Raw genomic sequence first — 13,275 nt, forward strand, 5'->3', positions numbered from 1 at the left:
CGGTCGACTCCGCGCCAGGTCGACGACCTGGCCGGTCGATCACTTGATGTCGAGCTGCTGGCCCGGGAAGATCAGGTTCGGGTCGCTCAGCACGCCGCTGTTGCGCTCGAAGATGTCCTGGTAGTCCACGCCGTACTGGCTGGCGATCTTGCCCAGGGTGTCACCGGCCTGCACCGTGTAGTCGGCGCCGTTCGACTTGACGGTCGACTTCTTCTTGGTGCTGGTGGTGCTCTTCGAGCTCTTCTTCGACGACGAGGAGGAGCTCTTCTCGGAAGCGGAGCTGGACCCACCGCTGGTGCTGCCGCTGGTCCAGCTGGTCTTCGAGGTGCAGCCCGGCCAGGCGCCGGGGCCCTGCGAAGCGAGGACCTTCTCGGCGACCGCGATCTGCTCTTCACGGCTGGCGTCCTTGGCGTTCGACGCGTACTGCGTGCCGCCGTAGGCCGCCCAGGTCGACGGGGTGAACTGGAGGCCGCCGGAGAAGCCGTTGCCGGTGTTCGCGCTCCAGTTGCCGCTGCTCTCGCACTGCGCGAGCTGGTCCCAGTCCGCGGCGTTCGCGGGGGCCGCGACCGCGATCGGGGCGGCGACCACGGCACCTGCGATGGCGAGTCTGGCGGCGTTGCGAGCGATACCGGCGGTGGAAGGTTTCCGGTGCTTGCCTTCGTAGCGAGTCATGTTCCCTCTCCTGCCGCGCTTGCGAGGTGAGCTGTCGGGTTCGGGCTGAGAGGCAGCCCGGCCGGCTCGGGAGCCGGCTTCACCCCTAGGGCGTTCGGGGCGCCCAGTGGTGGTTCCCCCGCCCCTGTCCGGTGTGTTCGTTCGGGGGTGGGAAGCCCGCCGGACAGGGTTCGGCGCTGCGGGCTTCCGTGGTCCTTGCTGATCGGTTCGGGGCCGACCGGAGAGCGACACTACGTAACCGATCGCCGAAGCGGAAATCTGAGCATATGTGACGCTAGTCACAGTAACGATGGCTCAGGGGTGTCCGATCTCGATCGTTTTCGCTGATCAGGGCGTCGTTATCAAGTCGTTTCCGGGCCGAGATCGATCACCGTCGGTGAGGCGTGGCTCACCACATCAGTGGCCTCGCAACCTCGTCGTCGACCGGATGTCATCTCGCGAGCGGGCTGAATCGAGTCCAGGGCAGGCGTGGAATCGGGCCTTCCGGCGATCACTGCGCGATCAAGCGCAGTGACGCTCGGTCATGGCGAACCTCTGCCGGGTGAGGGATTGGAGGAGATGGCTCGAGATCGTCCCGGGGTCTTTCCAAGATCGGGAGACCGTCCCGGCGGCACCTCCGGGGAGACGGTGCGGGACCACTCGATCGCACACCGAAAAGTCACTCGGGGGAGTGTGTCAGACACGCCGGGGAATGTTGTATTCGCGCACGCGCGCCTGCGCGGGCGGAGTAATGAGGAGAGAACTCGATCGCCGCAGGCGTTCAGCCACCCGCGAACGGCGGCAGCACGTCCAGCTCGTCACCCGTGCCGACCTCGATCGACCGGTCCCGCAGCGCGACCCCGTTGAGCAGGAAGCTGCAGGCGGGCACCACTGCGGCCAGCCGCTCGTCGTGCGCCGCCAGCACCGCCTCGACCACGTCCGACGCCCGCACCGGCCCCGGCACGGCCGGCGCGATGCTCAGGACCTCCTCGGCCACGCCCGCCGCCGCCCTGGCCCCGGCGAAGTACCGCACCCGGACGGCCGTCGCGGCGGGAGCACCTTCGAACTGCACAGTCACGGCGGTCAGCCTCCGATCGCGCTCATCGGCCGGGACGGCTGCGCGAACCCGTCGTCGTCCATCCCGTGCCCGGCCTTCTTGGCCCACATCGTCCCCTGCCACAGCCGGGCGAGTTCCTCGTCCCCCGCGCCGTCGCGCAGCGGGCCGCGCAGGTCCGTCTCGGAGGTGGAGAACAGGCAGGACCGCAGCTGCCCGTCGGCGGTGAGCCGGGTGCGGTCGCAGTCGGCGCAGAACGGCCGCGTCACCGAGCCGATCACGCCGACCGTGCCGGGCCCGCCGTCCACCAGCCAGCGCTCCGCGGGCGCCGAACCGCGCTCGGCGACGTGCGGGGTGAGGGTGAACTCGGCGCCGAGCCGTTCCAGGATCTCGTCCGCGGTGATCATCTGCTCGCGGTCCCAGCCGTGCTGCGGGTCCAGCGGCATCTGCTCGATGAACCGCAGCTGGTAGCCCTGCTCCAGACAGAAGCGCAGCAGGTCCCCGGCCTCGTCGTCGTTCACGCCGCGCAGCAGCACCGCGTTCACCTTCACCGGCTCCAGCCCGGTCGCCTTCGCCGCGGCGAGCCCGTCGAGCACGTCGTGGAACCGGTCGCGGCGGGTCAGCTCGTGGAAGGTCTCGGCGCGCAGCGTGTCCAGCGAGACGTTGACCCGGTCCAGCCCGGCCGCCACCAGCGCGTCCGCGTAGCGGTGCAGGTTGATGCCGTTGGTGGTCAGCGAGGTCTTCGGGTGGCTCGGCAGCGCGCTGGTGGCCGCGACGATGTCGACCAGGTCCTGGCGCAGCAGCGGTTCGCCACCGGTGAACCGCACGTTGGTGACGCCGAGGGTCTCGACGGCGAGCCGGATCAGCCGGATCATCTCGCCGGTGTCGAGCATCTCCTGCCGCTTCAGCCACGGCAGCCCCTCGGCGGGCATGCAGTAGGTGCAGCGCAGGTTGCACTTGTCGATCAGGGATACGCGGAGGTCGGTGGCCACGCGGCCGAATCGGTCGACCAGTGCCGGGGTGTCCGGACGCGTCGACGTGTCGGTCGTGGGGCGCACGGCCGGGATGCCCAGGTCCACTGCGGTCACACCATCGACCCTAACCCTGCTCGCGGGGGTATTTCGATCGCCGGGAGCGGCTTTCTCGCAGCGGAGCGCAGGTTTCCCGACCTGCGGGGATCCGCAGTGGACGGTCCTGCACCCGCGGGTGCGGCCGGTGGGCGCTGTCCTGGCCGCAGGTGCGGCAGTAATCTGCACGACTGTGCCGCACTACCGGATTTCCGAAGCCGCCGGACTGCTCGGCGTCAGCGACGACACCGTGCGCCGCTGGGCCGACGGCGGGCAACTCGCCACCGAGCGGGACGGCTCCGGCCGCCTCGTGGTGGACGGTGCCGTGCTGGCCGGGTTCGCCCGGGACCAGGCGCGCGCCGTGCCGGACCCGTCGGGGGTCGGCCGCTCGGCCCGCAACCGGCTCGTCGGGCTCGTCACGGAAGTCGTCTCGGACACGGTGATGTCGCAGGTGGAGCTGCAGTGCGGCCCGCACCGGGTGGTGTCGCTGATGAGCACCGAGGCCGTGCGGGAACTCGGCCTGGAACCGGGAGTGCTGGCGGTGGCGGTGGTCAAATCGACCAACGTCGTGGTGGAGACGCCGGGAGGCTGACGTGGTGAGACGTGGAGTTGTCGCGGCCCTGGCCGGGCTGGCGCTGTTAGCGGCCGGGTGTTCGACCGGCGGCGGTGAGCAGGCGCAGGGCGAGCGCACCGTCACGGTGCTCGCCGCGGCCTCGCTGACCGAGTCGTTCGACCAGCTCGCCGAGCGGTTCGAGGCGGAGAACCCGGGGGTGAAGGTGCAGCTGGACTACGCGGGTTCGTCCACGCTGGTCGAGCAGCTCACCCAGGGCCGCCGCGCCGACGTGTTCGCCTCCGCGGACACCAAGAACATGGACAAGGCCACCAAGGCGGGCGTGACCGGCGGGGAACCGCAGGTGTTCGCCACCAACAAGCTGACCATCGCGGTGCCGAAGGGCAACCCGGACCACATCGGCGCGCTGGCCGACCTGACCGCGCCCGGCAGGCTCGTCGTGCAGTGCGCGCCGGAGGTGCCGTGCGGTTCCGCGTCGGCGGCGGTGGAGCAGGCCGCGGGCCTGGACATCAAGCCGGCCAGCGAGGAGAACGACGTCAAGTCGGTGCTGCGCAAGGTCGCGGCCGGTGAGGCGGACGCCGGTCTGGTGTACGTGACGGACGCGCGCTCCGCCGCGGACCAGGTGCAGGGGGTGGACTTCCCGGAGGCGGACGAGGCGGTGAACGACTACCCGATCGTCTCGCTGAAGGACGCGCCGGAACCGGAGCTGGCCGCGAAGTTCCTGGACTACGTGCGCGGCCCGGTGGGCGAGCAGGTGCTCACCGAGCACGGCTTCGGCTCGGAGTGAGCCCGCGTCGCGCGCGCGGCGGGGGAGCGCGGCCGGTCGCCGTACCGGGCGTGCTGTGGATTCCCGCCGCGCTGGCGCTGGCGCTGATCGTGCTGCCGGTGCTGGGTCTGCTCACCAGGGTGGACCCGGCCCGGCTGCCCGAGCTGCTGACCAGCGAGGCTGCACTGGACGCGCTGGACCTGTCGGTGCGCACCTCGCTGGTGGCGACGGTGCTGTCGCTGGTGTTCGGCGGCCCGCTGGCGGTGGTGCTGGCGCGGGCGCGGCTGCGCGGTTCGCGGGTGCTGCGCGCGGTGGTGCTGCTGCCGCTGGTGCTGCCGCCGGTGGTCGGCGGGCTGGCGCTGCTGTACCTGCTGGGGCGCACCGGCCCGCTGGGCGGGCTGCTGGACGACGCCGGGCTGCGGCTGCCCTACACGACGGCGGCGGTGGTGCTGGCGCAGACGTTCGTCGCGATGCCGTTCCTGGTGGTGGGCCTGGAGGGTGCGCTGCGCTCGGCGGACGCCCGCTACGAGCAGGTCGCGGCGACGCTGGGCGCCGGCCCGTGGACGACGTTCCGGCGGGTGACGGTGCCGATGCTGCTGCCCGCGCTGGGGTCGAGCGTGGTGCTCACGTTCGCGCGGGCGCTGGGCGAGTTCGGCGCGACGATCACGTTCGCGGGCAGCTTGCAGGGCACCACCCGCACCCTGCCGCTGGCCATCTACACCACCGCGCAGTCCGACGTGGACGCCGCGGTGGCGATGTCGTTGCTGCTGGTGGTGCTGGCGCTGCTGGTGATCGGCGTGGCGGGCACGAGAGCGGTGGAGGGACGGACGTGACGGGTCTGCACGCCGAGGTCGCGTTCGCGCGGCCCGAGTTCGCGCTGGACGTGGAGCTGTCGGTGGCCCCGGGCGAGGTGCTGGCGGTGCTCGGCCCGAACGGCGCCGGGAAGTCGACCCTGCTGTCGGTGCTGTCCGGCCTGCTGGCGCCGGAGCGCGGCCGGGTGGCGCTGGACGAGCAGGTCTGGTGCGACGCGGCGACCGGCGCGCACGTGCCCACGCACCGGCGCGGGGTGGGCCTGCTGGCGCAGAACGCGCTGCTGTTCCCGCGGATGTCGGTGCTGGAGAACGTGGCGTTCGGGCCGCGCTCGACCGGGACGTCGAAGTCCGCGTCCCGGGAGGCGGCGCGCCGGTGGCTGTCCGAGGTGGACGCGACCGAGTTCGCGGACCGGCGCCCGGCGCAGCTCTCCGGCGGTCAGGCGCAGCGGATCGCGCTGGCCCGCGCGCTGGCGGCCTCGCCGCGGTTGCTGCTGCTGGACGAGCCGCTGGCGGCGCTGGACGTGGATTCCGCCCCGGCGGTGCGCGGCCTGCTGCACCGGGTGCTGCAGGAGCAGCGGCAGCCGACGGTGCTGGTCACGCACGACGTGCTGGACGCGGTGGTGCTGGCGGACCGGGTCGCGGTGCTGGTGGACGGGAAGATCATCGAGGAGGGGCCGACGCGGGAGGTGCTGACCCGCCCGCAGGCCGCGTTCACCGCGCGCATCGCCGGGCTGAACCTGCTGACCGGTGTCGCCACCGAGAGCGGGCTGGACTTCGGCGGCACCGCGATCGCGGGTAGGTCGGTGGAGGTGGCGCGGGGAGAACCCGCGGCGGCCGTGTTCGCGCCGTCGGCGGTCGCGGTGCACCGGGAACGGCCGGACGGCAGCCCGCGCAACGCGGTGCCGGTGCGCGTCGACGCGCTGGAACCGCGCGGTGACGTGGTGCGGTTGCGGGCCTCGACGCGGACGCCGGAGCCGGTGGTGCTGGCCGCCGACGTGACGCCCGCGGCGGTCGCCGACCTGCGGCTGGGCATCGGAGACCTGGTGTTCTTCGTGGTTAAGGCGACCGAAGTGGCCACGCACCCGGTATCCGATGGATCATCTGGGGTGTGACTGAGGAAGCGCCCTGGACGTACTTGATGGACATGGACGGCGTGCTGGTGCACGAGGAGCACATGGTGCCCGGAGCCGATCGGTTCCTGGCCGAGCTCCGCGAGCAGAACTTGCCGTTCATGGTGTTCACGAACAATTCGATCTTCACCCCGCGCGACCTGCGCGCGCGGCTGCACCGCACCGGCCTGGACATCCCGGAGTCGGCGATCTGGACCTCGGCGCTGGCCACGGCCCAGTTCCTGGAGAAGCAGCGGCCGGGGGGCAGCGCGCACGTCGTCGGCGAGTCCGGTCTGACCACGGCGCTGCACAACATCGGCTACGTGCTCACCGACCGGGATCCGGACTACGTGATCCTGGGCGAGACCCGCACCTACAGCTTCGAGGCGATCACGAAGGCGATCCGCCTGGTGGAGAACGGTGCCCGGTTCATCGCCACCAACCCCGACGAGAAGGGGCCGAGCCGGGAGGGCACGTTGCCCGCGACCGGTGCGGTGGCGGCGCTGATCGAGCGGGTCACCGGGCGGGCGCCGTACTACGTGGGCAAGCCGAACCCGCTGATGATGCGGTCGGCGCTGCGGACGCTGGGTTCGCACTCGGAGAACACGCTGATGATCGGTGACCGGATGGACACCGACGTGCGCTCCGGGTTGGAGTCGGGCCTGCAGACGATCCTGGTGCTGACCGGGATCTCGGACGACAGCACCGCGGAGCTGTTCCCGTACCGCCCCACCAAGGTGATCAATTCCGTGGCGGACCTGGTCGGGCACACCGCGGACCCGTTCGGGGCCTGAAGCGCTCCGGGGGAGCGGACCGGTCGCCCGTTTTCGGCGGGGCGGACGGCCCGCTCACCTCGGCGCGGGTCAGCCCCGGGTGGGCAGCCGGTCGTCGGAGTCGACGATCCGCTTGCCCAGCGGGAACAGCGAGACGGGCAGCAGCTTGAAGTTCGCGATGCCCAGCGGGATCCCGATGATGGTGATGCACTGCACGATGCCGGTGACGATGTGCCCGATGGCCAGCCACCAGCCGGCGAGCAGCAGCCACAGCACGTTCCCGATCGCGGAGAACGCGCCCGCGCCGGGCTCGTCGACGAGCCGCCGCCCGAACGGCCACAGCGCGAAGTTGGCCATCCGGAACGAGGCGATGGCGAACGGGATTCCGATGATCGTGATGCCCAGGACGATGCCGGCCACGGCGTAGCCCAGGGCCAGCCACAGCCCACCGAAGATCAACCAGATCACGTTCAGCAGCAATTGCATGTCTTCAGCGTGGCACGGCCGCTCGGACGAGTGGCCAGGTGGTGACCCTGAGTTCTCCCCGAGCTAGACCCGCAGCTCGCCTTCGAGGACCGTGACGGCCCGCCCGCGCAGCGCCACCCGATCGCCCAGCGGGGTGGCGCGGACGAACCCGCCGCGCGGCGACGCCTGCTCGCCGACCAGTTCCACGCCGGAACGCCCCAGCTCGGCGGCCCAGTAGGGGGCGAGCTGGCAGTGCGCCGAACCGGTCACCGGGTCCTCCGGGATGCCGGACGCGGGGGCGAAGAACCGGCTCACGAAGTCCACCCCGTCCCGGTCGCCCGAGGCGGTGACGACGACGCCCCGGTAGGGCCAGGCGGCGATCCGCGCCAGGTCCGGTTCGAGGGCGCGCACCTCGGCGGCCGTGGCGACCCGGACGAGCAGCCGCTGCGGGGTCTCGCGCACCGCTTCGACGGTGGTGCCGGGCAGCGCGGCGGCCAGGTCCGCGGGCGGCTCGGCGGGGCTGAGCGCGCTCGCCGGGAAGTCCATGCCGATCCAGCCGTCCCCGGAGCCGGTGCAGGTCAGCTCGCCGCTGCGGGTGGCGAACCGCTGGTCGCCGCCGAGGACGTGCGCGGCGGCGAGGGTCGCGTGCCCGCACAGGTCGACCTCGGTGGTGGGGGTGAACCAGCGCAGCGGCTTCGGTTCGGTGCCGTCCAGCACCACGAACGCGGTCTCGGCGTGCCGCATCTCGGCGGCGACCGACCGCATCCAGGGCTCGGGGGCGGGCGCGTCGAGCAGCACCACCCCGGCGGGGTTGCCGGTGAACGGGTTCTCGGTGAAGGAGTCCACGACGTAGATGCGCACCCCCGGAGCCTACGGCCGGACGCGGGGGAGCGGGCCGGTGCCGAAAAGGGGTGGGGCCGAAAAGGGGTGGGGCCGAGCACTCGACTTTTCGCCGCGACGGGCGGAATCATGAGTGCCCTGCGTCACGTCTGCGTCGGGGAGGGCACTGTGGACACGGCAGGAACACCAGCACTCAGCTACGACTCCGGCACCTCCGGGGTGCCGCTGCTCGGCGACACCATCGGCGCCGACCTGGACCGCACCGCCGCCCGCGTCCCCGACTCGGACGCGCTCGTCGAGCACGCGGGCGGCCGCCGCTGGACCTACCGGGAGTTCGTGGCCGACGTGGACGCGCTGGCCCTCGGCCTGCTGGACGCGGGCATCGACAAGGGCGACCGGGTGGGCGTGTGGGCGCCGAACCGCGCCGAGTGGACGCTCACCCAGTACGCCACCGCGAAGATCGGCGCGGTCCTGGTCAACATCAACCCGTCGTACCGGTTGCACGAGCTGGAGTTCGTGCTCGGCCAGGCGGGGGTCCGGATGCTCATCTCCGCGCAGCGGTTCAAGACCAGCGACTACACCGCGATGATCGAGCAGGTGCGGCCGAAGTGCCCCGGCCTGGAGCAGGTCGTGCTGCTCGACGACCCGAGCTGGGAGGAGCTGGTGGCGCGCGGCCGCGCGGGCGATCCGGCGCGGCTCGCGGCGGCGCAGGCGCGGCTCAGCGCCGACGATCCGATCAACATCCAGTACACCTCGGGCACCACCGGTTTCCCGAAGGGCGCGACGCTGTCGCACCACAACATCCTCAACAACGGGTTCTTCGTCGGCGAGCTGTGCGGGTATTCCGAAGTGGACCGGGTCGCGATCGTGCCGCCCTTCTACCACTGCTTCGGGATGGTGATGGGCAACCTGGCCTGCACCAGCCACGGCGCGGCGATGGTCATCCCGTCCGAGGGCTTCGACCCGGGCACCGCGCTGGCCGCGGTCGCCGCGGAGCGCTGCACCGCGCTGTACGGGGTGCCGACGATGTTCATCGCCGAGCTGGACCACCCGGACTTCGAGGGCTTCGACCTGGGCTCGCTGCGCACCGGCATCATGGCCGGATCGCCGTGCCCGGCGGAGGTGATGAAGCAGGTCATCGATCGGATGGGCATGGCCGAGGTCGCCATCTGCTACGGCATGACCGAGACCAGTCCCGTCTCCACCCAGACCCGCGCCGACGATTCGCTGGAGCGCCGGGTGTCCACCGTGGGCCGCGTCGGACCGCACCTGGAGGTGAAGGTCGTCGACCCCGCCACCGGGTTGACCGTGCCGCGCGGCGAGGCGGGCGAGCTGTGCACCCGCGGCTATTCGGTGATGCTCGGCTACTGGGACCAGCCGGACAAGACCGCGGAGGTCATCGACGCCGCCCGCTGGATGCACACCGGCGACCTCGCGGTGATGGACGAATCCGGGTACGTGAGCATCACCGGGCGGATCAAGGACATGGTGATCCGCGGCGGCGAGAACGTGTACCCGCGGGAGATCGAGGAATTCCTCTACACCCACCCCGACATCGTGGACGCGCAGGTCATCGGGGTCCCGGACGAGCGCTTCGGGGAGGAGCTGATGGTGTGGGCCCGGCTGCGCTCCGGAGCGCCCGAGCTCACCGCCGAGGCGCTGCGCGAGTTCTGCGCCGGGAAGCTCGCGCACTACAAGATCCCCCGCTACGTGCACGTCGTGGACGACTTCCCGATGACCGTCACCGGCAAGATCCGCAAGGTCGAGATGCGCCGCCAGGCCAAGGAGATCCTCGACCTGGGCGACTGAGGCGGGTGCCCCGGGCGGGCACCCGCCCGGGGCGTCAGGCCTTGGCGAGTTCGGCTGCGTCCTCCTCGCCGAACTGGTCCTCCAGGCGTTCGGGGGAGGCGTCCACGTCGATCTGCTCCAGCGGGGTGCCGCGGGCCGAGGAGATCGCGCCGAGGCGGCGTCCGGCGCGGTCGCTCGCGTAGCTCAGCAGTTCGTCGGTGTCGAGTTCGAACGGCCGCACCTCGGGCGCGTCGGCGGGTTGCCACTGGATGAGCTCCATGGCGGGCGGCAGCAGCTCCTGCATCATCTCCTCGACGTGGCCCCAGTTCGCCTCGTCGGCGGCGACGTGCCTGCGGCAGGTGAACGTGCCCCAGGCCATGTGCCTGCGCTCGTCGTCGCCGATGTGGCCGATGATCCGCTGCATGCCGGGGAACAGCCCGCGGCTGCGGCAGATCTTGTTCCACGCGTAGTAGCCGGTGAGCGCGAGCGAGCCCTCCACCACGTGGTTGTAGGTGACCGACGCCCGGATCTGGTTGCGCGGCCCCGGATCGGCGTCCAGCGCGTGCAGCACGGTCGGCAGGACGTCGTAGAAGATCGTGCGGTAGCCGGGGTTGTCCTCGACGAACTCGTTGAGGTTCTCGGTGAGGCCGACCGCGTCCATCCACAGCCGGAACGCCTGGGTGTGCTTGGCCTCTTCGTACATGAACTGGGTCAGGTACATCTCATCGCCGAAGCGGCCTTCGGCGGCCATGGCGGACAGGAACGGGCGCAGGTCCTGGGTGACGGCTTCCTCACCCGCGATGAATTCGGCGCACAGCCCCGCCACGCTGCGGCGTTCCTCGGCGGTGAGCCCGGCCATGTCGCGGGCGTCCTGCTCGAAGTCGATGTCTGCGGGGTTCCAGAACTTCGCGTTGCCCTTGCTGAACAGCCGCAGCGGCAGCGAGTCCCAGTTGAGGCCGCCGGGGCGCAGGGAGTGGAAGTCGTCGCGGTGCTTGCTGCTGTCCGTGGTGGTCGTCATCGGCCTGCTCCAGCTCGCCCGGGAGTGTGAGTCGCGTTACACCGACGATTTTCGGTACTGAAAAGTTCCGCGTCAAGGGCGGTCACTCGGCCGCGCGCGGCGGTTAGCCTCCAGGCCGTGACACCTGCGACCGTCGGCTTCGACCTGGACCTCACGCTCATCGACCCCCGGCCCGGCATGATCGACGTGTTCGAGCGGTTGCGCGAGGAGTTCCGCGTGCCGCTCGACGGCGAGCACTTCGCCGCCAACCTCGGCCCGCCGCTGCCCGACGTGCTGCGCACCTACGGGTTCGACGAACCGCTCGTCGCCCGCCTCGTGGACCGGTTCCGGGAGCTCTACCCCGAACTCGTCGTGCCGGTCACCCGGGCCATGCCCGGTGCCGCGGACGCGCTCGCGGCGGTGCGCGACCTCGGCGGCCGGGCGCTCGTCGTCACCGGGAAGTTCGAGCTCAACGCCCAGCGGCACCTCGACGCGCTGGACTGGAAGGTCGACCGGCTCGCCGGTGACGTGTTCGCCGCCGCCAAGGGCGACGTGCTGCTCGCCGAGGACGCCGCCATCTACGTCGGCGATCACCTCGGCGACGTGGTCGGCGCCAAGACCGCGGGCGCCGTCGCCGTCGGCGTCGCCACCGGTCCCTACCGGGCAGACGAACTACTGGAAGCGGGCGCCGACGTCGTCTTCGCGGACCTCACCGAGTTCCCCGCCTGGCTCGCCGCCCGCGGCGGGTGACTCAGCCGCGGCGGGTGCGCAGCACCGCGCCGACCACCCCGACGATCAGTCCGGCCGGCGCCAGCAGCGTCGCCAGGTTCAGCCACAGCGGCAGGTTCTCCACGCCCGCGGCGAACGACGCGAACACCGCGAGCACGGCGAGCAGGCCCGCGGCGAACAGCCCCACCGCGAGCGGGAGCACGGCGGAACGACGAGAAGCGGTGTCCATGTCGGCAGGGTAGGCGCCGCGCTCGCCGGGCCGGTCCCGATGTGGCCGGAACCTCCGCCGCGGAGGTGGGAAGCGCAGGTCAACGCGATGTCGGCACATCCCTCGCGAAAGGGGCGAAGGTGTTCCACCGCGGACGGGTACCCTTAAACTGACGCGTCCTGGGAACGCTCTGACAGCGTGGCGTTCCGGGGCGTTTTTGTTGTGCCAGGGCCGGAACGCTCCAGCACGACGGACGATGACGACAAGAAGGACCCGCTCGCTCCCGGCCTGACCAGGGTTGCGCGAGGAGTGCGGGCCGGGCATCGACAGGGAACGGTGAGGACAGTGCCGACCGGCAGGGTCAAGTGGTACGACGCGGACAAGGGCTTCGGCTTCGTGACCCAGGACGGTGGGGAGGACGTGTACGTGCGCTCCTCCGCGCTGCCGTCCGACGTCGACTCGCTCAAGACCGGCCAGCGCGTCGACTTCGACATGGCCCAGGGCCGCCGCGGCCCGCAGGCGCTGCGGATCCAGCTGCTGGACCCGCCGCCCTCCGTCGTCGAAGCGCGCCGCCGCCCCGCCGACGAACTGCACGGCATGGTCGACGACATGATCAAGCTGCTGGAGCTGAAGGTGCAGCCCGACCTGCGCCGCGGCAGGTACCCGGACCGCAAGGTGTCCAAGCGGATCGGCGAGGTCGTCCGCGCGGTCGCCCGGGAGCTCGACCCCGGCGCCTGATCCTTCCCGACGCCGGACGAGGGCGGGTGGCGGATCCTCCGCCGCCCGCCCTCGTCGCACGTCAGGTCGGGTCGATGACCCAGGTCGCGGCGATGGGGAAGTCCACGCCGCCGTCCTCGCCGAGGACGAGGAGGCCGGAGTACTGCTGGACCTCGACGTGCTCCAGGCGGGTGCCGTCCGGCGGGACGCGCAAGGTGTACGAGTGGCGCTCGTCCGGCCGGATCACGCCGGTGCGTCCCTCGATCTCCTGGCCGTCCACGCCCCGGTAGATGTACGAGACCTGCCACGGCGTCGCCGACACGTCGCCGGGCACCGAGATCTGCAGCGGTGACTTCTCCGGCACCCGCAGCTTCCCCACCGGGTCCTCGGCGGGCGGCGCGCAGTTCTCCCCGGTCGCGTCGCAGAACCGCGCGGGGGCGACCTCGATGGCCTCGCCGTGCGAGTAGAAGGTGACCTGCGGGGCGGAGGGTGCCGAGCACCCGGCCAGCGCGATGACGCCCAGCGGAGCCGCGAGCAGCAGCGACTTCAGTCCACGATGCACGACCGCGAGCCTACGACGCGGTGTCACCCGTCGGACCCACGGGCCGGGGTCGCCGGTCAGGCCGACGGGCGGGCCTACGGGCTGAGTCGCCGGTCGGGCTGCGGTCCGGTCGTCGCCGGTCGGCTCTGCGGCCCGGCGAGTCCGCCGGGTCTGCCGCTCGGGTGCC

16 protein-coding genes and 1 riboswitch are annotated in these 13,275 nt (G+C 71.7%); of the genes, 8 read left to right on the forward strand and 8 right to left on the reverse strand.

The genetic code is table 11. From position 1 onward, the window contains the following. Positions 1 to 39: 39 nt before the first annotated feature. From ABZ805_RS03945 to moaA, 3 genes are all read right to left on the reverse strand, one after another. Positions 40 to 672 (reverse strand): transglycosylase family protein, encoded by a 633-nt coding sequence (locus tag ABZ805_RS03945; protein ID WP_358433927.1) that lies wholly within the window; start codon positions 670 to 672, stop codon positions 40 to 42. A 20-nt stretch (positions 673 to 692) separates the two neighbouring features. Continuing rightward, positions 693 to 807, reverse strand: a riboswitch (cyclic di-AMP (ydaO/yuaA leader). 625 nt (positions 808 to 1,432) lie between these two features. Then, positions 1,433 to 1,729 (reverse strand): MoaD/ThiS family protein, encoded by a 297-nt coding sequence (locus tag ABZ805_RS03950; RefSeq protein WP_358433930.1) that lies wholly within the window; start codon positions 1,727 to 1,729, stop codon positions 1,433 to 1,435. Between the two features lie 5 nt (positions 1,730 to 1,734). Then, positions 1,735 to 2,793: a GTP 3',8-cyclase MoaA gene (gene moaA / locus ABZ805_RS03955; RefSeq protein ID WP_358433933.1), complete on the reverse strand. Its 1,059-nt coding sequence runs from the start codon at positions 2,791 to 2,793 to the stop codon at positions 1,735 to 1,737. 172 nt (positions 2,794 to 2,965) lie between these two features. Here moaA and ABZ805_RS03960 point away from each other — a divergent pair, with 172 nt between their 5' ends. From ABZ805_RS03960 to ABZ805_RS03980, 5 genes are read left to right on the forward strand one after another with little or no spacing between them, the layout of a single operon-like run. Beyond that, positions 2,966 to 3,364: a TOBE domain-containing protein gene (locus ABZ805_RS03960; protein WP_358433936.1), complete on the forward strand. Its 399-nt coding sequence runs from the start codon at positions 2,966 to 2,968 to the stop codon at positions 3,362 to 3,364. 4 nt (positions 3,365 to 3,368) lie between these two features. After that, positions 3,369 to 4,130, forward strand: coding sequence for a molybdate ABC transporter substrate-binding protein (modA, locus tag ABZ805_RS03965; RefSeq protein WP_358433939.1), 762 nt, complete (start codon positions 3,369 to 3,371; stop codon positions 4,128 to 4,130). After that, positions 4,127 to 4,942 (forward strand): ABC transporter permease, encoded by an 816-nt coding sequence (locus ABZ805_RS03970; protein WP_358433942.1) that lies wholly within the window; start codon positions 4,127 to 4,129, stop codon positions 4,940 to 4,942. The genes modA and ABZ805_RS03970 overlap by 4 nt, the downstream gene beginning before the upstream one ends. Beyond that, positions 4,939 to 6,033: an ATP-binding cassette domain-containing protein gene (locus ABZ805_RS03975; RefSeq protein WP_358433944.1), complete on the forward strand. Its 1,095-nt coding sequence runs from the start codon at positions 4,939 to 4,941 to the stop codon at positions 6,031 to 6,033. The genes ABZ805_RS03970 and ABZ805_RS03975 overlap by 4 nt, the downstream gene beginning before the upstream one ends. Positions 6,034 to 6,059: 26 nt before the next feature. Beyond that, positions 6,060 to 6,824: an HAD-IIA family hydrolase gene (locus ABZ805_RS03980; protein ID WP_358434349.1), complete on the forward strand. Its 765-nt coding sequence runs from the start codon at positions 6,060 to 6,062 to the stop codon at positions 6,822 to 6,824. Positions 6,825 to 6,893: 69 nt separating this feature from the next. Here ABZ805_RS03980 and ABZ805_RS03985 read toward each other — a convergent pair whose 3' ends face one another. Further along, positions 6,894 to 7,289: a YccF domain-containing protein gene (locus ABZ805_RS03985; RefSeq protein ID WP_358433948.1), complete on the reverse strand. Its 396-nt coding sequence runs from the start codon at positions 7,287 to 7,289 to the stop codon at positions 6,894 to 6,896. Positions 7,290 to 7,352: 63 nt separating this feature from the next. Then, on the reverse strand, positions 7,353 to 8,129 hold the full coding sequence (locus ABZ805_RS03990) for a PhzF family phenazine biosynthesis protein (RefSeq protein WP_358433951.1): 777 nt from the start codon (positions 8,127 to 8,129) through the stop codon (positions 7,353 to 7,355). Between the two features lie 108 nt (positions 8,130 to 8,237). Between ABZ805_RS03990 and ABZ805_RS03995 the strand changes: the two genes are divergently transcribed. After that, complete coding sequence (locus ABZ805_RS03995) at positions 8,238 to 9,917, forward strand: AMP-binding protein (RefSeq protein ID WP_358433954.1); 1,680 nt, start codon at positions 8,238 to 8,240, stop codon at positions 9,915 to 9,917. Positions 9,918 to 9,951: 34 nt separating this feature from the next. On the opposite strand, the gene ABZ805_RS04000 is transcribed toward ABZ805_RS03995, so the two are convergent. After that, complete coding sequence (locus ABZ805_RS04000; protein ID WP_358433956.1) at positions 9,952 to 10,914, reverse strand: R2-like ligand-binding oxidase; 963 nt, start codon at positions 10,912 to 10,914, stop codon at positions 9,952 to 9,954. 117 nt (positions 10,915 to 11,031) lie between these two features. Here ABZ805_RS04000 and ABZ805_RS04005 point away from each other — a divergent pair, with 117 nt between their 5' ends. Next, complete coding sequence (locus ABZ805_RS04005) at positions 11,032 to 11,643, forward strand: HAD family hydrolase (RefSeq protein WP_358433959.1); 612 nt, start codon at positions 11,032 to 11,034, stop codon at positions 11,641 to 11,643. A 1-nt stretch (position 11,644) separates the two neighbouring features. Here the strand turns inward: ABZ805_RS04005 and ABZ805_RS04010 are convergent, their stop codons facing one another. Further along, positions 11,645 to 11,851 carry a hypothetical protein gene (locus ABZ805_RS04010; RefSeq protein WP_358433962.1) on the reverse strand — a complete coding sequence of 69 codons (207 nt, stop codon included), beginning with the start codon at positions 11,849 to 11,851 and terminating at the stop codon, positions 11,645 to 11,647. 324 nt (positions 11,852 to 12,175) lie between these two features. Between ABZ805_RS04010 and ABZ805_RS04015 the strand changes: the two genes are divergently transcribed. Further along, on the forward strand, positions 12,176 to 12,568 hold the full coding sequence (locus ABZ805_RS04015; protein WP_358433965.1) for a cold-shock protein: 393 nt from the start codon (positions 12,176 to 12,178) through the stop codon (positions 12,566 to 12,568). A gap of 61 nt (positions 12,569 to 12,629) precedes the next feature. Here ABZ805_RS04015 and ABZ805_RS04020 read toward each other — a convergent pair whose 3' ends face one another. Next, on the reverse strand, positions 12,630 to 13,109 hold the full coding sequence (locus ABZ805_RS04020; RefSeq protein ID WP_358433967.1) for a DUF2771 family protein: 480 nt from the start codon (positions 13,107 to 13,109) through the stop codon (positions 12,630 to 12,632). Positions 13,110 to 13,275: the final 166 nt, after the last annotated feature.

This window comes from Saccharopolyspora sp. NPDC047091 (genome assembly GCF_040643635.1).
In the GTDB taxonomy this organism is placed as follows: domain Bacteria; phylum Actinomycetota; class Actinomycetes; order Mycobacteriales; family Pseudonocardiaceae; genus Saccharopolyspora_C.

Excerpts from the sequence above, each read along its gene's own strand:
- ABZ805_RS03985 (WP_358433948.1), bottom strand. The coding sequence starts at position 7,289 with ATGCAATTGCTGCTGAACGTGATCTGGTTGATCTTCGGTGGGCTGTGG.
- ABZ805_RS03980 (WP_358434349.1), top strand. The coding sequence starts at position 6,060 with ATGGACATGGACGGCGTGCTGGTGCACGAGGAGCACATGGTGCCCGGA.
- ABZ805_RS04000 (WP_358433956.1), bottom strand. The coding sequence starts at position 10,914 with ATGACGACCACCACGGACAGCAGCAAGCACCGCGACGACTTCCACTCC.
- ABZ805_RS04010 (WP_358433962.1), bottom strand. The coding sequence starts at position 11,851 with ATGGACACCGCTTCTCGTCGTTCCGCCGTGCTCCCGCTCGCGGTGGGG.
- ABZ805_RS03945 (WP_358433927.1), bottom strand. The coding sequence starts at position 672 with ATGACTCGCTACGAAGGCAAGCACCGGAAACCTTCCACCGCCGGTATC.
- ABZ805_RS03995 (WP_358433954.1), top strand. The coding sequence starts at position 8,238 with ATGAGTGCCCTGCGTCACGTCTGCGTCGGGGAGGGCACTGTGGACACG.